Consider the following 21,788-nt stretch of genomic DNA (forward strand, 5'->3'; position numbering starts at 1 on the left):
CTTAGCGCCTCGCTTTTTTGGCGGCGTCGGCAAAGGTGGGGTAGACGTTGTTCAGGTCGTAGGCTCCGGCCATCAGCAACCGCTTGTCGTTCACGCCCGTGCCCAGTGCCTTGGCAAAAGCGTCCCGTACCGAATTTCCATCGGCCCCACGTTCTGGACTGAGGCCCGCAAAAAACAGCAGGCGCGTGCCCGCCGCATTCAAAATGCCCTTCACGGTGCTGCTCAGTGCGGCGCGTTTGGGGTCGTCCAGTGTGGCTCCATCGGTAAACATGATGACCACGTCGCCCACGCCAGCGGTGCGGGCTGCCATCGCTTTGGCCTGTGCCAGCGCCGCCGTAATCGCGCTGCCCTTGCCCGTGCAGGGCTGGGTCAGGGCGTTGGTGTAGCGCAAAATGTCGGCTTTGCCCATCCTCGCCCCATTCTGAGACTGAAACTTGAAGTCGGCCACCGTCTGCACGCCCGCGCACACGCGCAGCAGCGTCACGGTATCGCCGGAGCGCACCTGATTCAGCAGCACGCTTTGGCTGAGCAACCGGGCCTGCCCCGCGTACCCGAAGGCCGGGTTTTTAGAACTGCCTGTCATGTCTGCGGCAATGACCACATGCAGCGGCGGCGTGCTGAGGCCCAGCAGGGTAGAAGCGCTGGCCGCAGCGGGGGCGGGCGTCAGCAGCGGCAGCAGGGAGAGGAGGGGGGAGAGGGACATGGGGGGACTCCTTCGGAGGTCGGTAAGTGGTGAGTGGTCAGTCGTCAGTGGGAAAAACAGGAAAACACAGGGGCGTTGGTGGGGGGTTAAAACGCTTTCTTAGGGTGGCGTCGGATTTTTGGGATTCAGCTCAGGCACAGGCACGGCGATGCCGCCCACGCGGGTCATTCCGGCGGGGACTTCCAAACTCCTGACTTCATGCGGCAGGTCACGCAGCAGGCCCAGTTCCCGGCAAGCGGCCTGACTTTGGTACAAGTCGGCGGGCACGCTTTGCAGACCGTCCGGGTCGCCAATCCAGACACTCATGGCGTACTGCGGCGTCACGCCCGCGCACCACGTATCGCGCACGTCGTCGGTGGTGCCGGACTTGGCCCCCAGCGGCACAGTGCGCCCGGTCAGGCGCTGCACGAAGCTGGGGCGCAGGAATCCCAGATGGCCTGCCGAATCATTTACCGCACCCGTCAGCAGGTCGAAGGCTTCGTAGGCCACCGCCTCATTCCACAGCGGGGCGCAGTCGGCGCGGGGCAGGGGCAGCGGTTTTCCACTGCGGTCATACACTTCGGCCAGCAGGTGTGGGCTGCACAGTTGCCCGCCATTGGCGAAGCTGGCGTAGGCGGCGGCCACCTTCAGCGGCGAGGAACGGTAGGTGCCGAGGGCGGGACTGGAGCGGTTGGCGGTGTCTTCGGTGTAGCCCACGCTGTCCAGTACACGGCGCAGGGTGGTTTCGCGCTCTGTGCCTACCCGCACGGCCACCGTGTTCAGGCTGCGGGCGTTGGCCTCCCGAATACTCACGGAGCGCCCCAAAAACGTGCCGGAATTGTTGCGGATGGCTTGGCCTGCATACGATGTGGCCGCGTCGGGAAAGAGGCTGAGTTGGGTCAGGCCCTCGCCAAACGCGGCGGCGTACAACAACGGCTTGACTGTACTCGCTACCGGACGGCTGGCCGACACCGCCCATTGCCGCCCCGGTTGGCTGCTCTGCTCGCCGCCTGTGCTGCTGCTCAGGGCTACAATGCCGCCGCCGCGCACATCCAGCACCGCTGCGCCCTCGGCTACCCCGTTGGGTCTGTCTGCCAGCCTGCGGTTCAGGGCTTGCTGTGCACCCGCGTCTATGGTCAGCACCACGCGGGCCACCCGGCGCGGATCGAGGCCGCCCGCCCGCAGTTCCCGCCGTACCAGTTCCTGCATGGCCCACACGGGTTCGGGTTCGTTGGTGTAATCGGGATTGCGTGAGGCGCTCACCAAGCGCAACTCGGAGCCGCTGCCCGCGTATTCGGCTCGCCACAGCCGGGGTTGAAGCGGTGTAGACACGGCCTCCAGATGTTCGGCGGCAGAAATCAGGCCACGCGAGCGCAGGATATTCAGCGTCACCAGTTGCTGCATTCTCATGCGGCGAAAGCGGGCGGTGGCGGCTTCGGGCGGCGTGCTGTCCGACACCAGATAGTTGCCGGGGGCAGGCAGCAGCCCCACCAAAAAAGCACTCTGCGCCAGTGTCAGGTCAGCGGGGTCTACGCCAAATACCGCCCGCGACGCATCGTAAATGCCTTTGCGCTGACCTATCCCCAGCCACGGCAGGCTGTTCACACTCATCGCCAGCACCTCGCGCCGCCCGTAGCGCCAAGTGACCAACGGGGCCAGCACGAATTCGGTGGCCTTGCGCGTCAGCACCAGCGGCAGCGTGCGCCGCCCAGTATCGTAATCGAAGTGGCCCGCCAGCACGCTGTTTTTCAGAAGTTGCTGCGTGATGGTGCTGGCCCCCGCCCCGCTCAGGAGGGCACGCGGCAGGCGGCCCAAGTCCACGCCCACATGCGAAAAGAACCGCACGTCTTCTTTGGCGACGTAGGCCAGCAAAAAGGCCCGTGAAACGCCCGTGAGGGGCACGCTCAGCGACTCGCGGCACGGCACGGCGTTCACCACCGCGCCCCCTTCCCGGCAATGGTCGATGACGCCCAGCGGCGCACCCCGGCGGTCTTGCACTTCTATAGGTTGCAACTCGGCCCGAAGGTTCCACGCCCGCCCAAACGCTCCGGTGGCCGCCGCGCCGCCCAAGCCCAACCCGATGACGCCCAGCGTGACTGCGCCCACGCCTGCCAACCCCGCCCTTACGATGCGCCGCAGTGTCCACGGTACGGGCCGGGTCACAAACGGGGTACGCGGCCAAGGCGTGCGCCGCCGCCAGAAGGTCAAGCGGGGTTCCTGTGGTTGGGATTGTTCTGGCTGGCGTTCACATTACTAGTACGTCCTGAAGGGTGGCAACGTTGCGGATTTACCGCACCACATCTGAAATGCCCGCCGCCGCTGCCCGGAACTGCGCCGCCTGCCACACCTGATTGGCGATGCCCGACACGCCCACGATGGAAATCAGCAAGATGCCCAGAATTGCCAGTGTGGTGACGGCTGTGGCCCACGAAGAGCGCGGCTGGCGCGGCGTTGCCCGTGCTTGTTTTTCGCGTTTGAGAGCGCGTTGACGTGCAGGCTTGGGCGTCGGCACAGGCGCGTTTCCCAGTCCAGAAGAACCCAGCCCAGCAGCATTCAATCCAGAAGAATTCAGGCCCGAGGAATAAGGCCGAGGCTTGCGGACAAAGCTCATGCCCACCAGTGTAGGTGGCGCAGATGAGGGAGGAAACCGACTTTTGGTGGAGGCGCAGAACAAAAGTGTTCTTTGTCGGAACTGGCCTATCCTCTTGTTATGCTCGGTAGCGCGTCCCTGACGGTGGCAGACGTTCAGCAAGCACGCCATCTGATTCAGGCGTCGGCACAATCGCTTTGGCCCAAGTTTCAGCCTGCACAGATGCCTTTGGTTGTCTATGACGGCCAAATTACGGTGCTGTGGGGTGCCCAACCTGTTGGAGCAGGATGGCAAGCCAATTCTGACTACCCCACGGAAGACCGCTGGGTCTTTCAGGGCCGTCATCCACAGGTTTGGGCCAACACATCTTGCCAGTTAGAGGAAGGATTGTTGGCGGCCAGCCTGCTCTTACCCAGCTTGCCCACGCCTTGCCGCCCAACTGATCTGGCAGCGTTGGCGGTTCATGAGGCGTTTCATGTGTATCAGCGCGGTCAGGCTGGCGTGACTTGGCAAATCAATGAACTTGACGCCCTGACCTACCCCGCCACCGATTCCGCATTGCTGGTTCACCGGGCGATGGAACTACAGGCACTCCAACGGGCGCTGACTGCTTCCGCTGCAACTTTGCCAGAGGTGGCCGCCGAAGTCCTGCATTGGCGAGAGGCGCAATCTGCACATTTGGCCCCTGAACATATCGAGTACATTCGGGCCGCCGAAAGGGTAGAAGGCTTAGCGCATTACGTAGAACTGGCTTCAAAGAGGTTGAACCAAAATTTCCAACCATTGATTTTCCCGCCTCGGCGGTGCGGTTGCGGGCTTATACGACTGGCGCAGCGTATGGCTTTTTACTGGATCGACTGTTGCCCGACTGGAAAGAACGGGTCGCTGCCGAAGGTGCCGCACTTGATGAACTGTTGGGTTCGGTTGTTGGCCTGCATTATTCCAGCCGGTCAATTCCATCTCATATTCAGCATTGGGCGGGTGCTGCCGCCGAAGAAGAACTGCTGCATCAGCAACGGCTCCTGCAAGCATTCGACACTTGGCCCGGTCAGGAATTGACGTTGAGAAGCGCCGCTCCACTCTGGCCCAAAGCCTTCGACCCTATGAATCTGCAAGTGGTAGGACAGGGGCGAGTGCTGCACCAGCGCTTTTTGCAATTTGCAAACAGTGTCGTAGAGGGCGAAGTGATGGATTGCCTTTGTCTTACGCAGTCCGGCGGCGCCGATCCACTAACTGGCGGCTTTCAGGAACTTCGGCTGAGGGGAGTCATTGGTGTGCAGGCCACATCTGAAGGTTGGATTACATCAGGCGGGGGGATTTGCGTAGGAGGCAGAGCAGGCACCGTCTCTCAGTCCGATCGGGGCTGGCTGATCGAGGTCTAAGACTGTTCGGCGCATTCCCCATCCCGATCTAGACCAAGTTCATACCTCTCCCCCCGTCCGGCGTGTTAAACTTCACGGGTCAGCACGGCAACAATGTAAACCCCGGATTCTCGTTCAGCGTTCCCCGGTTGTCCGACCCCGTTTCTGCTCAAGCGCAGAGGCATCTTTCACGGACAAGAGCAGGGGCGAAAGGTAGGCACACTCATGGCCGAAGTCATTCTGGAGCACATCAACAAGCGGTACGGCAGCAAGCATCACGCGGTAAAGGATTTCAACCTGCACATCGAAGACCGTGAATTCATGGTGTTCGTGGGGCCATCGGGCTGTGGTAAATCCACGACCCTGCGGATGGTAGCGGGCTTGGAAGACATCAGCGACGGCGTGCTGAAGATCGGTGACCGCATCGTGAACGATGTGCCGCCCAAAGACCGCGACATTGCGATGGTGTTCCAAAACTACGCGCTCTACCCGCACATGAACGTCTACGAGAACATGGCCTTTGGTCTGAAACTCCGTAAGACGCCCAAAGAAGAGATCGACCGCCGCGTCCGTGACGCCGCCAAAATTTTGCAGATCGAGCATCTGTTGGGCCGCAAGCCGAAAGAGTTGTCGGGCGGTCAGCGTCAACGTGTCGCGATGGGACGCGCCATCGTGCGTGAACCCAAAGTGTTCCTCATGGACGAGCCGCTGTCTAACCTTGACGCCAAGCTGCGCGTCGAAATGCGCTCGCAGATCTCTCAGCTTCACCGCCGCCTCGGGGCCACCATCATCTACGTGACCCACGATCAGGTAGAAGCGATGACGCTCGGCAACCGTATCGTGGTCATGCGCGACGGCGTGATCATGCAAGTCGATACGCCCATGAACCTCTACGATTTCCCCAAGAACAAGTTCGTAGCAGGCTTTATCGGCAGCCCCAGCATGAATTTGCTGACGGCCAAAGTCACCAACGGCGAATTTGTGTTGGGCGGCAGCCGCGTTTCGGCGATGGGTCTGCTGGCCCGCTCGCTGAAGGCTTACGAAGGCAAAGACGTAGCCATGGGCATTCGCCCCGAGCATATCGGCGTCGTCGGTATGACCGATATTCCACGCGGAAACAACGTGCTGCGCGGTAAAGTCGTGGTTGTGGAGCCTTTGGGCGCACAGACCGATCTCATCATCGAAGTGGCCGGACAGAACCTCACCTGTAAGGTAGAAGGTCAGGCCATCGTGCAGCCCGGCGACGACATCGATCTGCTGATCGACCAGACCCGCCTGCACGCTTTCGACCTCACCAGCGAAGACGCCATCGACCGGGGCACGCCTACGGGCAAGCGCGGTCAGGCCGACACGCTGAACCTCGGTTACGAGTACCCCGGCGTTCCGAGCAGCGCTGCCGCAGCCGTTCCCGTCGGACTCAACAAGATCTAAACTCAGTTGTTCTGAATCTGCTGCTCTGAATCTGCTGCTCTGATCTGCGCCGCCTTCCTGTTGGGGGGCGGCGCAGTTGTTGCGTGCGGGAGCATGTTTCCTAACTTCTCACGCCGCGTGCCTTTACCTGGCTTTCATCTGACGCTAGACTGCCGCATCTCAACACCCACCGCTTTCCCGATTAGGGAAGACGTGACCCATTTAAGGAGAACCATGAAGCGACCCCTACAGACCGCCCTCCTGACCCTCACCGCCCTTGCTATGCTTGCCAGCACCGCACAGGCCCGCACTTGGACTGATATTAAAAAGAGCGGCACCATCAAGATCGCCACCGAAGGAGCCTTTCCTCCTTTTAACGTGCTGAAGGGCAAGGAACTGACAGGCTTTGAAGTCGAACTTGCCAACGAACTTGCCAAAGGTCTCGGCCTCAAGGTGCAGTGGGTCACGCAACCCTTCGACAATCTGCTGATCGGCCTGAAGAGTGACCGCTACGACTTCGTGATTGCCAGCCACGGCATTACGCCGGAGCGGGCCAAAGCCGTCGATTTCGCCAATCCTCACTACTGCACGGGCGGCGCAATCGTAACCAAACCCGGCGGCCCCATGACGGCAGCCACCCTGAACGGCAAAACGGTGGCCGTGCAAGTCGGTACCACTTACCTTGAAAACGTCCGTAAAGTTCCCGGCGTGAAAGACGTGAAGACCTTCCCCAAAGACACCGACGCGCAGGCCGCGCTGATGGCAGGCCGCGCCGACGCGTGGGTGGGCGACAAATTTACCGGCATCGAACTGGTGAAGGCGCAGAAGGGCAAAGTGGTGCAAGGTGCGTTGTTGTTCAATGAGCGCATTGGCATGGCCGTGCAGAAGGGCAACGCCAGCCTGCTGAAAGAACTGAACGCTGCACTGACCAAGTCTCTGAGTGACGGCACCTACGCCAAGCTCAGCGGGCAATACTTTGGTCAGGACGTGCGCTGCAAGAACTGAGGCCTGAAAAACAGATCAACGGGGCGGCGCTTGACAGGCCGCCCTTTCTGGTTGGAGATTGCTTCTCTGGCGCTTGAAACTCCAGTAAACGTTCAGAAGTCGAGCAGTCATCTAGCCCCCCTTTGTGTCGGATGTGACATCATTCAACCAATGCAAAACCTGACTGGATCACGTTTCTGCCCTTGCCTCATGTGGGTGGGCGCATGACCAAACCCGCAACCACGCCCCGTCAGCAACCGATGGGCGGAGGCACGCTGCTGCTGTGGTTCGGTGCTGCCGCCGCCGCTTTTCTCCTCCTGTTCCTCCTCATCACCATTATTTTGCGCCAGTTGCCCGACCCGATTGGCCCCCGCGCCGACCTGTTTGTAGAAGGCGCTCGCATGACGCTGATGCTGACATTGGTCAGCGGCATCATCGGGCTGGTTCTGGGCGTCATCGCGGGCATCCAGAGAACCAGTGCCGTGTGGTGGGTGCGCCTGCCCGCCAGTATCTTTATCTGGTTGGTGCGTGGTACGCCGCTGCTGGTGCAAATTTTGTTCGTCTACAACGCCGTGCCGCCTCTGCTCAAAAGCATCGGCATCAATGTAGAACTCAATGAATTTTGGTCGGCAGTGACGGCTTTGGCCCTCAACGTGGGCGCGTACAACGCCGAAGTGATCCGGGCAGGCATTCTCGCCATTCCCCCCGGACAAGGCGAAGCCGCCCGCAGCCTCGGCCTGAACGGAGCGCAAACCATGTCTACGGTGGTCTTGCCCCAAGCTCTGAGAATAGTCGTGCCGCCGCTGGTCAACAACCTCGTGGCGTTGCTTAAAGATTCGTCGTTGGCGAGTTCTATTGCTCTGCTGGAGCTGACGTTGGCCGGATCACGCGTCAGCAGCGAAAGCTTTGAGCCGATTCCGGTGCTGACCACTGTGGCCGCCGTGTACTTGGCGCTTACCACTGTGATGACGCTGTTCACCGATCAGTTGGAGAAACGGGTAAAAGTGGGCAGCCGCTAAATATCGCTAACCCAAACAAGGCCCGCCAGAGAATGTGGCGGGCCTGCTCTTTGTCTTTTCACACGCTCCACAATCCACGATCTTTCTAAAACCCAAAAAAAGAGGCGACCCCCGAAGAGGCCGCCTCAACTTAATCGGAACGAATTTACTTGTTAGGAACCTTGATCTTGCCGCTGATGATCTGGGCCTTGACGGCTTCGACCTTGGCGACTTGGGTGCTGCTGATCAGGCCTTTGTTGTAGGCGTCCACGGCGTAACCGACGCCGCCTTCCTTCAGACCGAAGCGGCGCTCTCCGCCCTTGAAGCTGCCTGCCTTCACGTCTTTGATCAGGGAGTACACGGCGTTGTCTACGCGCTTAAGCATAGAGGTCAGGCCGTGGTTCATGGTGGCGGGGTTCTTGTCGAAGTCGCCGAGGTAGTTTTGGTTGCTGTCGACGCCGATGAAGAACATGGGGCGGGTGTTGCCAGCGCAGGCCGACTTGTAGCTGGTGCTCTTGCCCACAGCGGCAAAGTTGTTGGTATTGAACTTCACGCCGCTGGGCAGGCTGCCGACCTTCAGGCACTGGGTCTGCTTCACGTAGTCGATGACGCCGTTGCCGCTGCCGCCTGCCGCTGCGAAGATGATGTCAGCGCCGCGAGAGCGCATGCTGGCCGCGATTTCCTTAGCCTTGCCGGGGTTGTTCCAAGCGTCGGGGGTGGTGCCCACGTACTGGGCATACACTTTGACTTTGGGGTTGGCGGCTTTTGCGCCCGCCGTGTAGCCTGCTTCGAACTTGTGAATCAGGGGAATGTCCATGCCGCCCACGAAGCCGAGGACGCCGGTGCTGCTGTTCATGGCGGCGAGGTAGCCCACGAGGTAGCTGCCCTCTTCTTCCTTGAAGACGAGGCTGGCCACGTTCTTGGCGGCGCTCACGTCGTCGATCAGGCCGAAGTAGAGGTCAGGGTTTTCTTTGGCGACTTGGCTGATGCTGGCATTGTTGGCAAAGCCCACGCCGATGGTCAGGTCAAAGCCTTCGGTGGCAAACGAACGGATGCCCTGAATGACTTGGCTGGGATCGCTGGGTTCGAAGTCTTTGACCTGAATGCCGAGGGCTTTGGAGGCCCGCTGGCTGCCCTCGTAGGCGCTTTGGTTAAAGCTCTTGTCGGCTTTTCCGCCTGCGTCGTAGGCCATGCCCACGCGAACGGCTCCCTGCGCGGTGGCAAGGCCAGTGGTGAGGGCAAGGGCAAGCGTCAGGCTTTTCTTCATAGAACTGGTCTTCATGGGTGATCCTCCGGTAATTTAGGTTGAACGGAATGCTTGAATAGAGTATACGCAATCTGCCCGGTGTCTAGACCCTGCCAAAAGTCACCCTGCACCTGACGTGGATGAGCGAAACGGGAAGGGCGTCCTGAGGCGTTCTTTATGTTTCCTTTACCTTGGTCAGCTTCAACGTCTGGCTGGGCTGGCCGTTGCTCAACGCCGCTTTACATTTCTGAGCCGGGGTACTTGAGGCCGGAATGGTAGGCTGCCCCGTATGGACGCTGTGCCCGCCGGGAGTTCCGACCTTGCCCCTTCCGACACCCTGAACGATGTGCTGCACGCCCGTTATTTGGCGCTGCGGGCTGAAGTCGATCACCATAACCGCGCTTACCACGAGCAAGACGAACCCGAAATTGCCGACAGCGACTACGACGCGCTGGCCCGTGAGCTACGGGCACTGGAAGCCGCGCACCCGGAATGGGCCGCTGCCTTTGTGGGGGCTGGCGTCAGTCCGGCGCAGGCGGTAGGCGGTGCACCCAGCACCGCTTTTCAGCCCGTGAATCACCCCACGCCCATGACCAGTTTGGACAACGTGTTCGATGACGCCGAATTGGGGGAATGGCGCGAAAAGCTGGCGCGGTCTTTGAACTTGCCTGCCGACACCGACACGTTTACCTTCACGGGCGAGCTGAAAATAGACGGCCTGAGCGTGAATTTGTACTACAGGGACGGAGAATTGCAATGGGCGGCCACACGCGGCAACGGCGTGACCGGAGAAATTGTGACGGCGCAGGTGCAGACCGTACCGGGCATTCCTACCACCCTGCCCGGCCTGACCGGAGAACTGGAAGTGCGCGGCGAGGTCTACATGAGCCGCGCCGATTTTGCCGCCTACAACGCGCAGGCCGAGGAATTGGGCACGCCCCTGCTGAAAAACCCGCGCAACGGGGCCGCCGGAGCCTTACGCCAAAAAGACCCGGAAATGACGCGCACCCGCAACCTCAAGGCCATTTTCTATTCGCTGGGCAAGCGCGACGGCGTGCAGGCCGACAGCCAATTCGAAGTTTTGGCGTGGCTTTCGGAGCGGGGTTTTCCGGTCAGCCGCTATTCCGAGCGCCTGACGGGAATAGACGCCGCCGCCGAGTACCACCGCCGCATGACCGACAACCGCGCCCAATTCGAGTTCGACGCTGACGGCACCGTGCTGAAGCTCGATCCTCTGAATTTGCAGAACGAGGCCGGATTTACCAGCCGTGCGCCGCGCTGGGCCATTGCCTACAAGTTTCCGGTAGAAGAAGTGGAAACCATTTTGGAAGAGATCGTGGTGAACGTGGGCCGCACCGGGAAACTGGCTCCGCTGGCGCACCTGCAACCGCGCCTGATCGAGGGCAGCACGGTCAGCCGCGCCACGCTGCACAACGAGGATTACATCCGCGATATGGATTTGAGGATCGGGGATACGGTGGTCGTTCGTAAATCGGGCGGCGTGATTCCGCAGATTATGCGTGTGCTGGCAGAGAAACGGCCTGAAGGTGCAGCGGCCTACGCCTTTCCCACCCACTGTCCCCAGTGCGGTCACGCCGCCGTGCGAACCGAGGGCGACGCCAACACCTATTGCCCTAACCCGGCTTGTCCCGCCCAGCAATTCGAGCGGATTCGCTATTTCGTGTCGCGCGGGGCGATGGACATGCGCGGCATCGGGGAAAAGCTGGTGGCCCAACTGATCGAAAGCGGGCTGGTGCGTGACGCCGCCGACCTGTACCGCCTGACCGCCGAGCAGATCAGCGCACTAGATCGCAGCGGTGACAAAAAAGCCCAAAATATTTTGGCGCAGCTAGAGGCCAGCAAAACCCGTCCGCTGTGGCGACTCATCAACGCACTCGGCATGAGCGGCGTGGGCGAGCGCAATGCACAGGCGTTGGCGCGGGCACTGGGCACACTGGACGGCGTGCTGGCCGCCACTCCAGAGCAGATCAACGCGATTTCGGGCATGGGCGATACGCTGGCGCAGAGCGTGACCGCTGCTCTCTCTGACCCCAACATGCAGGACATGATTCGCCGCCTGCGCGACTCTGGCCTGAATCCGGTGGAAGAAGCCACGCTGCGGACGGATCAACTCAAGGGCCTGAACTTTGTGATAACCGGAACCCTCAACCAGCCCCGCGAGGCCATCAAAGCCACGCTGGAAGCCGCCGGGGGCCGCGTGACCGGCAGCGTGACGGGCAAAACCAGTTATCTGATTGCCGGAGCCGATGCCGGAAGCAAGCTGGCCCGCGCTCTGGAACTGGAGATTGCGGTGCTGGATGAAGCGGGGTTGGCGGCGCTGTTGGAGGAGAAGGGGGTGTAAGGGAGTTGGCTTGGAGGGTGAACCCCCCAGTCTGCTTCGCAGCCAGCCCCCCTTAAGGGGGGCGCAAAAGCAGTTGTCCTCCCCTCTAAGGGGGGGCGTTGCAAAGCAACGGGGGGGTTCACCTTCCACCTCAAACTTCCCCAACCCACCCCTATCTTCCCCCACAGGTACACTGTGCCTATTGGCGGCCCCAGTTTGTGCGGGCCGTGTGGAGGCATCAAGCATGGCGAACAACAACACCCCCCAACCGTCTTTCCCCGAAGTCGAAATTAGCCGCAACGTCCTGACCGATATCGCGCAGGCCACGCTGGAAGGCATCGAAGGTATAGAAGTCGCGCACGCCTCGCTGAATGTGGGCGAAGTGTTGCGGAATCAAGGCAACCCGCGCCGTCCCCGCGCCCTGAAAGTGACCCGCGAAGGGCAGGCCGTGACGGTGGATGTGGGCCTGAACATTGAATTTGGCCGCAACCTGACCGGATTGGCCGCGCAAGCTCAGCGGGCCGTGTGCGAGAACGTAGAACTGATGACCGGCCTGAAAGTCAAAGCTGTGAACGTGACCGTGCTAGACGTGACCCTGCCCAAGGGCGGCCACGCTTGACCCGCCGCCGTGAGAAGGCCAACCAACCCGTCGGCACGCGCCGTGCTGCCCGCGAATTTGCGTTCAGGGCGCTGTTTCAGGCCGACCGGGGAGACTTGCCCCTAAACGACGTGTTTATCCGGGCAGAAGGCGATATGCGTGAGGGCGACGACACTTTTCCGCAACTGGCCCCCGATGCTGTCACCTTCGCCCGCGAACTCGTAGACGGTTTGGTCACGCACCGCGATACCATCGACCAAACCTTGCGCCAGACCATTCGTGGCTGGAGCTTCGATCAGATGGCCCAAACTGACCTGAACGTGTTGCGGTTGGCAACCTTTGAGATGATGTACACGGGCACGGCGCACCCGCCCGTCATCGAGAGTGCCGTGCGAATTGCCCGCAAATTCGGCGGCGACGATTCGGGCCGCTTCGTCAACGGTGTGCTGGCGGGCCTCAGCCGCACTCTGCAAACCGCGCCCGCCGTGCCTCAATCTGACGACGGGGCCGACGAGTGACCGATGGTTCTTCGGGGTTGACCGCTCCCGGCCCGCACCTTGCCCGCCCATTGCCGGGGCCGCCCGCTGCCGCCGCGCTGCTGGCCGATGCTGCCGCCCGTGCTGCACGGCTTCAGTCGCCACCTCACCTGTCTATCGTGCGGCTGGGAGAAGACCCCGCCAGCGTCAGCTATGTGCGCGGCAAAGACCGCAAGGCGCGGGAAGTGGGCCTGCACAGCACCGTGTACGCGCTACCCGAAGATACCTCGCAGGCCGACTTGTTGGCGCTGGTGGCCCGCCTGAATGCCGACTCCGATGTGAACGGCATTCTGGTGCAGTTGCCCCTGCCCGCCCATGTGTCCGAACAGGCCGTGCTGCACGCCATCGACCCGCGCAAAGACGTAGACGGGTTTCATCCGGTGAACGTGGGCGAACTGTGGGCAGGCCGCCCGGTACTGGCTCCCTGCACGCCTGCCGGAATCATGTATATGCTGGGCCACTACAGCATTCCGGTAGCTGGGGCGCGGGCTGTCATCGTGGGCCGCAGCCATATCGTGGGGCGACCCCTCGCGGCCATGCTTCTCAACGCACACGCCACCGTGACTGTTGCCCACAGCCGCACACCTGATTTGGGCGCAGTGACGCGGGAAGCCGACCTCCTGTTTGCCGCTGTAGGCCGCGCCCACCTGATTACGCCTGACATGATCAAGCCCGGAGCCACCGTGATCGATGTGGGCATCAACCGGGTCATGGGCGCAGACGGCAAGGGCCACCTGACCGGCGATGTTCACCCCGACGTGGCGGCAGTAGCAGGCGCACTGACGCCTGTGCCGGGGGGCGTGGGGCCGCTGACCATCGCGCAACTGCTGGCAAACACGGTGACAGCTGCAGAGATGCAGCGAGTGGCCCGCCTCTAAATCTGACCCGTGCAAATTGGAACCCGGTGCAAGTCTTTTCAGCGGCTAGAATGAAGGCCGCGTGAATACGTTCGCTGAACTTCTTGGAAACCGCTGGCTGCTGACGGCGGTGCTGGCCTCTACAGGCGCACAGGTCTTCAAAGTCCTCTTGATTTTATTGATAGAGCGGCGCTGGCGGCCCGCTGCATTTATGGAAACAGGCGGCATGCCCAGCAGCCACTCGGCTATGGTGGCCGCGCTGACCACCGGCATTGGCCTGACGCAGGGTGTGGGCAGCCCACTGTTTGCCGCCAGCGCCGTATTTGCCCTGATCGTCATGTATGACGCGACCGGAGTACGCCACAGCAGCGGAATGCAGGCCCGCTTGCTGAACGAACTCGTAGACGAACTGCGGGCCGTAGTGCGCGAAGGCTTTGCGCCGCTGCCGCTACGGGTGCTTTTGGGCCACACCTATTTAGAAGTGGGGATCGGCACGTTATTGGGAGTAGGAGCAGGATTTTTCGCCTTTAAGGTACTTTAAAACCCGTGAGTCGTGAGTGGGTAGTGGAAAGGGCAAAACCCCCGATCAATCCGGGTGCTTTTGCCCTTCTCTTTTCTTACTTCCTACTCACGACTCACGGGTTTTCTACGCTACTCCCTGAACCGCTCCCGTCAGCAGCAACCCCAACCGTTCCCGCGTGAAGGCGCGTTTGCCTTCCCAGAGGCCGCCTTCTGGCCCTGCGTGCAGATGCCAATGCTTGCTGCCGCCCATCAAGCGCAGGCTGATTCCTTTTAGGTCTACATGGCGCGGGCTGACGGCGGCCACCAACAAGGGCTGCCCGCCCGTGCCTACGCTCACGCTCATCACGGTGGTGGGCAAGTCGTAGGGGCGCTCCATCCGGTAGATGTAGTCGGGGAAATCGGCAATTTTGGTGAAGGTCAGGCCACGCGCCGCAGCCTCGGCGTCCAGCCAGCCCAGCAGGTCTATCCAAGCGGAATACAGTTGCCCGTCGGTTGCATGTGCCATGTCGCACAAGTGTAACTCAGGGGGCGGAAGTGGGAAGAACTAAAGCTGTTGCGCTCCCCTCTAAGGGGGGCTGGCTGCGGAGCAGACTGGGGGTTTGCCCGAAATCGTCGACGCTCAACGCTTCCCAAGCTTGGCAATCTTTGGATGCTGCTCAGCTCTACAAAGAATCAATAGGCTGCCGCGCTCCGTCAATCGGCCTATTTCCCCCGACGCCCGCTCATGCTCTCCTATTTCGGTGCAGCGCATCTTGGTCATCGGAACGACGGGCAGCGGCAAAACCACGTTGGCGCGGGCCATTGCTGGGCGTTTGGGCCTGCCACACGGCGAGCAGGATTCTTGGTTTCATCAACCCGGTTGGCAAGCCGCGCCTACACAGCAGTTTCGGGCGCAGGTGGCCGCGTTTACGTCCCAAAGTGCTTGGGTCATGGACGGCAACTACAGCAAAGCGAGGGACATCGGCTGGGCGCGGGCCGATACCTTGGTGTGGCTGGATTATCCGGCCAGAGTAGTGTTTTGGAGGTTGCTGACACGGACGGTGAGGCGAACCTTGTCACAACAAGAACTGTGGAATGGCAACCGCGAAAGCCTGCGCTTGCAGTTGTCACGCGACAGTATTTTTCTGTGGTTTTTCCGCACGCACTGGAAACGGCAGCGGACAACGCCGGAGCAGATCGCCCAATTTCCACACTTGCGGGTCGTTCGGTTGTGTTCGCCGGAAGCGGCTGCGGCTTGGGTGGGGGCGCTGGTGGAAGAGCAATCGCTTCGCTCACTCACACCCTCTGCTGGCGCAGCTCTGCGAGTCCCAACCCTCCCCCCTCAAGAGTGAGGGAGTTCATTCTGTTTATGAATTGGTGCTATCAGCCCTGAAGCAGCAACCGCCCGCCCACTGCATTCAGCGTCACTTCTCCGCCCGTCCACACTTCGCCCGTCAGCGCGTCACGCCATTCTCCAGCAGGGAGCCTCAGAGTGATTTCGTGCGATTCGGTGCGTCGGCTGGCACACACGGCGGCGCGTTCGGTGCGTCCGTCTGCGTGGGTGTATTCGCGTAGGTAAGCGATGGCGTCGGCCTCGGCGTGCAGGAAGCGCAGATTGCCCTCTTGCAAGGTGTGGGTGCTGCGGCGCACCCCAATCAGGGCCTTCACTTTGGTGCGTAAATCGGTGTCCCAGTCGGCTTCATCCCACGGCATCGGCTCGCGGCACCACGGCATATTTCCGGTTCGGCTCTGGGTCACGCCCACTTCGGAGCCGTAGTAGGTGCAGGGCACGCCCGCATAGCCCATCAGCAGCGTAAAGGCCGCCAGAAAGCGCGTGCGGTCATTGCTCACCCGGTACATGGCCCGCCCGATGTCGTGCGATTCCAGCAAATTGACCATGCTGAGGCCCACTTGCGGCGGCAGCGCGTGGTAAGCGTCCCACAAAATCTCGGCCACTTCTGGCCCTGCCAACTGGCTGGGTTCCGAAAAATAGGTAGCCCCACTCAGCCACTGCATCACGGGCAACCCGAACCCGTGATAGTTCATGGCGCTGTCTTCGCCCCGACCGTCTAGGGCGTGTTCGGGGTCAAAAAAGCGTTCTCCGAAAATGAAGGCGTCTGGTTTTTCCTGCCGCGCCGCCGATTTGAGGGCGCGGTGCAGGGGCAAGTTGTCTTCGTCGGTGCCGTCCGTGCCGATCATGTGGGCCACGTCCAGCCGCCAGCCCGCTGCCCCGCGCCGCAGCCAGTGGCGCACCACGCTTTCTTCTCCGCTCAGGAATTCCTGCACCGCCAACTCGTTGCGGTAGTCGATTTTGGGCAGCGTGGGCACATCAAAAAAGGCGTGGTAAGGCGGCTTGCCGGGTGTGTCGCGCCAAGTAAACAAGCCACGTTCGGGGGCCGTTTCGTCTTTCAGGGCTGCCTGAAACAGCGCATTTTCATTACCCATATGATTGAAGACGCCGTCCAGCACCAGCTTTACGCCTGCGGCTTCGGCGGCCTGCGCCAATTCGTCCCACGCCGCGTCGCCGCCCAAATGGGGGTCAACTCGGCGGTAATCGGTGATGTCGTAGCGGTGATTGCTGGGCGAGACAAAAATAGGTGTGAGCCACAGTGCATTGATGCCCAAATCGGTGAGGTAGGGGAGGGCCTGCGTCACGCCGTTCAGGTCGCCGCCGTAATGCGCGTGTATGTCGCCGTGCGCGTCTACGGGCGTGTTCCATTCCACATGCTCCACCGGGCGGCCCTCGTAGATATATTCCCCGGTTTGTACGTCGTTGGCGGGGTCGCCGTTGCGGAAGCGGTCAGGGAAGATTTGATAGAACACGCTGCGCCATGCCCATTCCGGGGCGGTGTGGCCGGCCAAGTACTGAAACCAATTGCGGAAGCCCCGGCGGGTGTGGTGTAGCCCCAGCGCCGTCAAGTTCAGGTGATCGCCGGGCAAATCCAGCGTCCATGCGTAGCGCACCCGGTCACTGTGCAGCGGCAATTCGGCCTCGAACCAGCGGCCTTCGCCGTTCCAATCAACTCCGGCCAAGCCTTCAACCTCCCGCGCCGCAAAACTCTCGATTTCGCCCACTTGCACGACGCGCAACCTGACCGCCGTTACAGGCAAGGTGGTTCTCATCCGCACGGTCACGCTGCCGCCCCGCGCCGCCCCCAACTGCGCTGTGTAGGCGGGCGTGTGGTCGTGCTGGGCACTCAGGATGGACGAAAAAGAGGTGCTGGTGGTCATAGAAAGCCTCCGAACAGGGGAATTGAGAACATAAAAAAGGCGTCTGGCACGGCCCGCCTGCGAGTGCAGAAGAAGGTCGTGCCAAACGGCAAGCGTTGCCTGTGAACTGTAGTGCCCCCAGATTAGCTGGATTCCGGTGTGGATGAAAGGGGGCCGGGGTTGAGGCGGCGGCGGACAGCTCAGGTGGCTCTCTCCGGGCCTTATATTCGGCACTACCCCCAGCGGGTGAGTTGCTGCTTTTTTCACGCACGGGCGCACTGGGAGCGAGAAAACACACGGGCAGCCGGGGCTGGGCGCGGCAGCATGGAGCCGATGAAACGCACTGCCGCCACCGCTGCTCGTACTGCCGCCCCTCGTCCGCTGACGGTTGCCCCAACAGGTGCGCCCGCCCGCCGTTTTTCCGGGCTTGCGTTTTCTAGCCGCGCCCTTACGCTGGCTCTCATAGCCGCGTTGGGTGTGGCTCAGGCCGCGCCTATCCGCACCATCGGCCTCGCGTTCGATGTAGGCGGCGTCAAAGACGGTGGATTTAACCAAGCGGCCTACGAGGGAGCTGTGCGGGCGGCCAAAGAACTCGGCCTGACCATCAAAACAGCTCAACCCAAAAAATCTGCCGAAATTGGCAAGGGAGTGACGCCGCTGGTGCAGGGCGGCGCAGGCTTGGTCATTGGTGTGGGGTACGCCAACAACGAGGCTATTACGGCTTCGGCGGCGGCCTACAGTGGCAACCGGTTTGCCGTTGTGGATGACCTGCCCAAAGGCAAGAACGCTGTGGGCCTGCGCTTCCGCGAGCAAGAAGGCAGCTTTTTGGTGGGCTATTTGGCGGGCAAGCAGAGCAGCACGGGCATCGTGGGCTTTGTAGGCGGCGTAGACGTACCCGTGATTCAGAAGTTCCGGGCCGGATTCGCGGCGGGCGTGAAGTTTGCTTGCCCCAATTGCCGCGTGGTCAGCGCCTTCGTTGCCAAAACCAGCGCCGGGTTCAATGACCCCAAAGCCGCCGCCCTCATTGCGGCGGGCATGACCAAGCAGGGCGTAGACATTATTTTCCCCGCAGCCGGAGCCAGTGGTCAGGGCGTGGTGAACTTCATCAAGGGGCAGCCGTGCCTCAAGGCCAGCAGTTTGCCCGCAGGTGTGAAATTTAAGAGCGATGTGTTTGCAAGCATCGGCAAAAGCGCTGCCTACAAAAAACTGTGTACCACCGCCTCACGCCCCCTGTTCTTTATTGGCGTAGACACCAACCAAAACGCGCTCGGCGACTTCGACAAGCAGGCCGCTACCCTCAATCACGGCCTGACCAGCATGGTGAAACGGGTAGACAACGCCGTGTATACCATCGTCAAGGAGTACGCCGAAGACCGGCCTTGGCGCGGCGGAGACCGTTCGTTCGGCCTCAGCAACGGCGGGGTCAGCGTGGCTATCGATAGTTACAACCGCGCCCTGATTCCGGCCGCCCTAGAAACCAGCCTGAAAAAAGTGGAGCAACTAATTACGGACGGGGTCATTAAGGTACCCACCCAATAAAGTCAGTAAGACGGGCGCACGAACGGGTCGGCTAGGCTACAGGTACAGCTTTCGCTTCAAACTGTGCGCTCCACAATTCGCGCTTCACAATCCACTTCCCTCACTTCTGTCGTCTATGGCGCTTTGACCATCTGGGTCGGCTCATCTATGCCAGCGAAAGGAGCGTATGAAAACATTGCCTTCTGGCCGCCGCGCTGTCCTGAGTTTTTCCCTTCTTCTGTGTACCAGCCTCGCCGTTTCTGCCCCCGCCGTCCCCAGCGTGATGCTGCTGTTCGATCCAGCGGGCCGGGCCGACAACGCTATCAACCAAAGCGCCTCGGACGGCCTAGACCGCGTGGTGCGCGACAGTGGCATCGCCTTCGGCTCGAATGCGGTCACGGGTGCCGACGATGCGTTGGCCCAAATTCGGGACGCAGCCAAGTCCAATTCGGTGGTCATCGCGGTGGGCGGCGTCAGTGTGGGCGCACTCACCAAAATCGCCAAAGAGTTTCCGAACGTCAAATTTATTGGCGTCGACAGCCTGCCCAGCGGCCCGAACACGGCGGGTCTGCGGTTCCGCGAGCATGAGGGCGGCTTTCTGGCAGGCGCGATGGCGGGCAAAGCAAGCAGCACCCAGATTTTGGGTGTGGTGGGCGCGGGCAACGATCCAGTGACCACCAAATACCGCGCAGGCTTTATTGCGGGCGTGAAATTCGTGTGCGGCAACTGCACCGTGCTGACTGCAAATGTGACCAAGCCCAACGATATGTTTGGGGCCACCACCCTCACCAAAGGGTTGTTTGCCAAGGGGGCCGACATCGTGCTGGCCGCTGCCGGAAGCAGTAGCCGGGGCGTGGTCAGTGCGGCCACCTCCGTCGAGTGCCTGACCGCCAAAACCTTGCCCAAAGGCGTGACTTTTAAAAGTGATGTCTTTAAAGCCGTTCCCCGCAGCGGCACCTACAAAGACTCCTGCAAGGGCGACACCCGCCCCGTGTTTGCCATCGGCACCGAAAGCAACATGAACCGCTACGGCGACACCGACATCGACCCCAGCACCCTGAATCACACCCTGACCAGCGTGATCAAGCGGGCCGACAACGCCGTATACGCCATCCTGAGCGACATTGCGGCCAGCAGACCTTGGCGACCCGGCGAGCGCGGCTTTGCCCTCCAAAACGGCGGGATAGAACTGTCGATAGACAAAACCAACCGCTCCCTGATTTCGCCCCAAATGGAAAAAGACCTGACAAAAATCCAGAAGCTGGTCACAGACGGAGTGATTAAGGTTCCGATGCAGTAAGGAAAGCGGCAAGTGGTGATTAGTCAGTGGTGAGTAGGAAAGGCGAAGACGGCGCTGAGGCTGTTTCGCCTTTCCCGTTTTAACTCCCGTACCACTCTGCCACTCTGATTGAGCGTTGACGATTCCGGGCGAACCCCCCAGTCTGCTCCGCAGCCAGCCCTCCTTGAGGGGAGCGCAAAAGCAGTTGTCCTCCCCTCTAAGGGGGGCGTTGCGCCAGCAACGGGGGGGTTCGCCTTCCAACTTTGATTGAAGTCACGTGTAACCCCCCCAGTCTGCTGTGCAGCCAGCCCCCCTTAGAGGGGAGCGCAAAAGCTGTTGTCCCCACGTCCCGCCCGTTTCCCTTTCTTCCCGCCGCCCGCCGCGTAAACTAAGCCTATGAGTCCTGCACGCCGCCAAACCGTCACCGCTTGGGTGGGCCATGTCCCTGTGGGCAGCCAGCATCCGGTGGTGGTGCAGTCGATGACCAACACCGACACCGCCGACGCCGAAGGCACCGCCATTCAGATTGCCCAGTTGGTGCGGGCGGGGTCGGAACTCGTGCGCGTGACCGTGAACACCCGCGAGGCCGCCGCCGCCATTCCCGACATCGTGGCAAGGCTTGCCGAAGTGGGCATCAACGTGCCTATCGTCGGGGACTTTCATTACAACGGCCACATCTTGCTACGCGAATTCCCCGAAACGGCCCGCCTGCTCGCCAAGTACCGCATCAACCCCGGCAACGTGGGCGCGGGCCAGCACCACGACGCCAACTTTGCCACCATGATCGAAGTCGCCAAAGAGTTTGATAAGCCCGTGCGGATCGGTGTGAACTGGGGCAGTTTGGATCAGCAGGTCTTGGCCCGCCTGATGGATCAGAACGCGGCGGCAGGCAGCCCCAAAACCGCCACCGATGTGATGATCGACGCGATGGTGGTGTCGGCGCTGGAAAGTGCCGCGTATGCCGAAGAATTAGGCCTTGCACACGACAAAATCCTGATTTCGGTGAAGGTCAGCAGCGCCCCGGAACTGTGGCAGGTGTACCGACAGTTGGCCGCGCTGTGCGATTATCCGTTGCACCTCGGCCTCACTGAAGCGGGCATGGGCATGAAGGGCATCGTGGCGAGCAGTGTGGCCCTCGCGCCGCTGCTCACGGAAGGCATTGGCGACACGATCCGTGTGAGCCTGACGCCGGAGCCGGGGGCCAGCCGCAAACTAGAGGTAGAAGTGGCGCAGCAGATTTTGCAAAGCCTCGGCATTCGCCAGTTTTTGCCGCAGGTCACGAGTTGCCCCGGTTGCGGGCGCACCACCTCCATCTTTTTTCAGGAACTCGCCCAAAAAATTCAGGACTATATCCGCGACACCATGCCCGACTGGAAGGCGCGGTATCCGGGTGTAGAAGACATGCAGGTGGCGGTCATGGGCTGCATCGTCAACGGCCCCGGCGAGAGCAAGCACGCCAACATCGGCATTTCTCTGCCCGGTACTGGCGAAGACCCCCGCGCCCCGGTGTATCAGGACGGCAAGCTCCTGACCACCCTGCGCGGCCCCCGTATTGCCGAGGACTTTCAGGAACTGATGGAGAAGTACGTGGAACAGCGGTACGGCCAGCAGACGGCTGAGGTGTGAGCGGGCGTTCTGGGTGGGGCGTCTAAGGGTCTAAGGTGCTGGGGCAGTGAC

Annotated in this window: 19 protein-coding genes; 13 read left to right on the plus strand and 6 right to left on the minus strand. The window is 61.4% G+C overall.

The features are described from left to right. Nucleotide 1: 1 nt before the first annotated feature. The 3 genes from E7T06_RS06665 to E7T06_RS06675 all read right to left on the minus strand — a co-directional run bounded on the left by E7T06_RS06665 (nucleotide 2) and on the right by E7T06_RS06675 (nucleotide 3,293). Entirely contained in the window at nucleotides 2-703 is a 702-nt protein-coding gene (locus E7T06_RS06665) for a VWA domain-containing protein (protein ID WP_136365046.1), read from the minus strand. A gap of 99 nt (nucleotides 704-802) precedes the next feature. Next, nucleotides 803-2,890: a transglycosylase domain-containing protein gene (locus E7T06_RS06670; protein ID WP_136365047.1), complete on the minus strand. Its 2,088-nt coding sequence runs from the start codon at nucleotides 2,888-2,890 to the stop codon at nucleotides 803-805. Between the two features lie 79 nt (nucleotides 2,891-2,969). Further along, on the minus strand, nucleotides 2,970-3,293 hold the full coding sequence (locus E7T06_RS06675) for a hypothetical protein (protein WP_136365048.1): 324 nt from the start codon (nucleotides 3,291-3,293) through the stop codon (nucleotides 2,970-2,972). A 99-nt stretch (nucleotides 3,294-3,392) separates the two neighbouring features. On the opposite strand from E7T06_RS06675, the gene E7T06_RS06680 reads away from it, so the two are divergent. The 4 genes from E7T06_RS06680 (at nucleotide 3,393) to E7T06_RS06695 (ending at nucleotide 8,046) form a co-directional block, all read left to right on the plus strand. Continuing rightward, on the plus strand, nucleotides 3,393-4,331 hold the full coding sequence (locus tag E7T06_RS06680; protein WP_136365049.1) for a hypothetical protein: 939 nt from the start codon (nucleotides 3,393-3,395) through the stop codon (nucleotides 4,329-4,331). Between the two features lie 527 nt (nucleotides 4,332-4,858). After that, entirely contained in the window at nucleotides 4,859-6,064 is a 1,206-nt protein-coding gene (locus E7T06_RS06685; protein WP_136365050.1) for an ABC transporter ATP-binding protein, read from the plus strand. A gap of 213 nt (nucleotides 6,065-6,277) precedes the next feature. Beyond that, a complete protein-coding gene (locus E7T06_RS06690; protein WP_136365051.1) occupies nucleotides 6,278-7,048 on the plus strand; it encodes an ABC transporter substrate-binding protein in 771 nt (256 codons plus the stop codon). Nucleotides 7,049-7,251: 203 nt separating this feature from the next. Continuing rightward, a complete protein-coding gene (locus tag E7T06_RS06695; RefSeq protein ID WP_168733409.1) occupies nucleotides 7,252-8,046 on the plus strand; it encodes an amino acid ABC transporter permease in 795 nt (264 codons plus the stop codon). 145 nt (nucleotides 8,047-8,191) lie between these two features. Here E7T06_RS06695 and E7T06_RS06700 read toward each other — a convergent pair whose 3' ends face one another. Then, complete coding sequence (locus E7T06_RS06700) at nucleotides 8,192-9,292, minus strand: BMP family ABC transporter substrate-binding protein (RefSeq protein WP_168733416.1); 1,101 nt, start codon at nucleotides 9,290-9,292, stop codon at nucleotides 8,192-8,194. 268 nt (nucleotides 9,293-9,560) lie between these two features. On the opposite strand from E7T06_RS06700, the gene ligA reads away from it, so the two are divergent. From ligA to E7T06_RS06725, 5 genes are all read left to right on the plus strand, one after another. Then, nucleotides 9,561-11,633, plus strand: coding sequence for an NAD-dependent DNA ligase LigA (ligA, locus tag E7T06_RS06705; protein WP_240740894.1), 2,073 nt, complete (start codon nucleotides 9,561-9,563; stop codon nucleotides 11,631-11,633). 223 nt (nucleotides 11,634-11,856) lie between these two features. Continuing rightward, on the plus strand, nucleotides 11,857-12,231 hold the full coding sequence (locus E7T06_RS06710) for an Asp23/Gls24 family envelope stress response protein (RefSeq protein ID WP_136365053.1): 375 nt from the start codon (nucleotides 11,857-11,859) through the stop codon (nucleotides 12,229-12,231). Next, the gene (gene nusB / locus E7T06_RS06715; protein WP_136365054.1) at nucleotides 12,228-12,728 is read left to right on the plus strand and encodes a transcription antitermination factor NusB; all 501 of its coding nucleotides are present in this window, start codon (nucleotides 12,228-12,230) and stop codon (nucleotides 12,726-12,728) included. Before E7T06_RS06710 ends, nusB begins: the two co-directional genes overlap by 4 nt. Further along, the gene (locus E7T06_RS06720; protein ID WP_136365055.1) at nucleotides 12,725-13,624 is read left to right on the plus strand and encodes a tetrahydrofolate dehydrogenase/cyclohydrolase catalytic domain-containing protein; all 900 of its coding nucleotides are present in this window, start codon (nucleotides 12,725-12,727) and stop codon (nucleotides 13,622-13,624) included. Before nusB ends, E7T06_RS06720 begins: the two co-directional genes overlap by 4 nt. A gap of 61 nt (nucleotides 13,625-13,685) precedes the next feature. Then, nucleotides 13,686-14,144, plus strand: a complete 459-nt coding sequence (locus E7T06_RS06725; RefSeq protein WP_136365056.1) for a divergent PAP2 family protein — start codon at nucleotides 13,686-13,688, stop codon at nucleotides 14,142-14,144. 105 nt (nucleotides 14,145-14,249) lie between these two features. Here E7T06_RS06725 and E7T06_RS06730 read toward each other — a convergent pair whose 3' ends face one another. Continuing rightward, nucleotides 14,250-14,630 (minus strand): NADH-quinone oxidoreductase subunit 15, encoded by a 381-nt coding sequence (locus tag E7T06_RS06730; protein ID WP_064014232.1) that lies wholly within the window; start codon nucleotides 14,628-14,630, stop codon nucleotides 14,250-14,252. Nucleotides 14,631-14,865: 235 nt separating this feature from the next. On the opposite strand from E7T06_RS06730, the gene E7T06_RS06735 reads away from it, so the two are divergent. Then, nucleotides 14,866-15,456 carry an adenylate kinase gene (locus E7T06_RS06735; protein ID WP_240740895.1) on the plus strand — a complete coding sequence of 197 codons (591 nt, stop codon included), beginning with the start codon at nucleotides 14,866-14,868 and terminating at the stop codon, nucleotides 15,454-15,456. 31 nt (nucleotides 15,457-15,487) lie between these two features. Here E7T06_RS06735 and E7T06_RS06740 read toward each other — a convergent pair whose 3' ends face one another. After that, nucleotides 15,488-17,335, minus strand: coding sequence for an alpha-amylase family glycosyl hydrolase (locus tag E7T06_RS06740; RefSeq protein ID WP_136365057.1), 1,848 nt, complete (start codon nucleotides 17,333-17,335; stop codon nucleotides 15,488-15,490). Between the two features lie 312 nt (nucleotides 17,336-17,647). Here E7T06_RS06740 and E7T06_RS06745 point away from each other — a divergent pair, with 312 nt between their 5' ends. The 3 genes from E7T06_RS06745 to ispG all read left to right on the plus strand — a co-directional run bounded on the left by E7T06_RS06745 (nucleotide 17,648) and on the right by ispG (nucleotide 21,737). Next, on the plus strand, nucleotides 17,648-18,853 hold the full coding sequence (locus E7T06_RS06745; protein ID WP_346763191.1) for a BMP family ABC transporter substrate-binding protein: 1,206 nt from the start codon (nucleotides 17,648-17,650) through the stop codon (nucleotides 18,851-18,853). A 166-nt stretch (nucleotides 18,854-19,019) separates the two neighbouring features. Continuing rightward, nucleotides 19,020-20,132, plus strand: coding sequence for a BMP family ABC transporter substrate-binding protein (locus E7T06_RS06750; protein ID WP_136365058.1), 1,113 nt, complete (start codon nucleotides 19,020-19,022; stop codon nucleotides 20,130-20,132). Between the two features lie 375 nt (nucleotides 20,133-20,507). Beyond that, nucleotides 20,508-21,737 (plus strand): flavodoxin-dependent (E)-4-hydroxy-3-methylbut-2-enyl-diphosphate synthase, encoded by a 1,230-nt coding sequence (gene ispG / locus E7T06_RS06755; RefSeq protein ID WP_136365059.1) that lies wholly within the window; start codon nucleotides 20,508-20,510, stop codon nucleotides 21,735-21,737. Nucleotides 21,738-21,788: the final 51 nt, after the last annotated feature.

The sequence above is a fragment of the Deinococcus sp. Arct2-2 genome (assembly GCF_004801315.1).
GTDB lineage: Bacteria > Deinococcota > Deinococci > Deinococcales > Deinococcaceae > Deinococcus.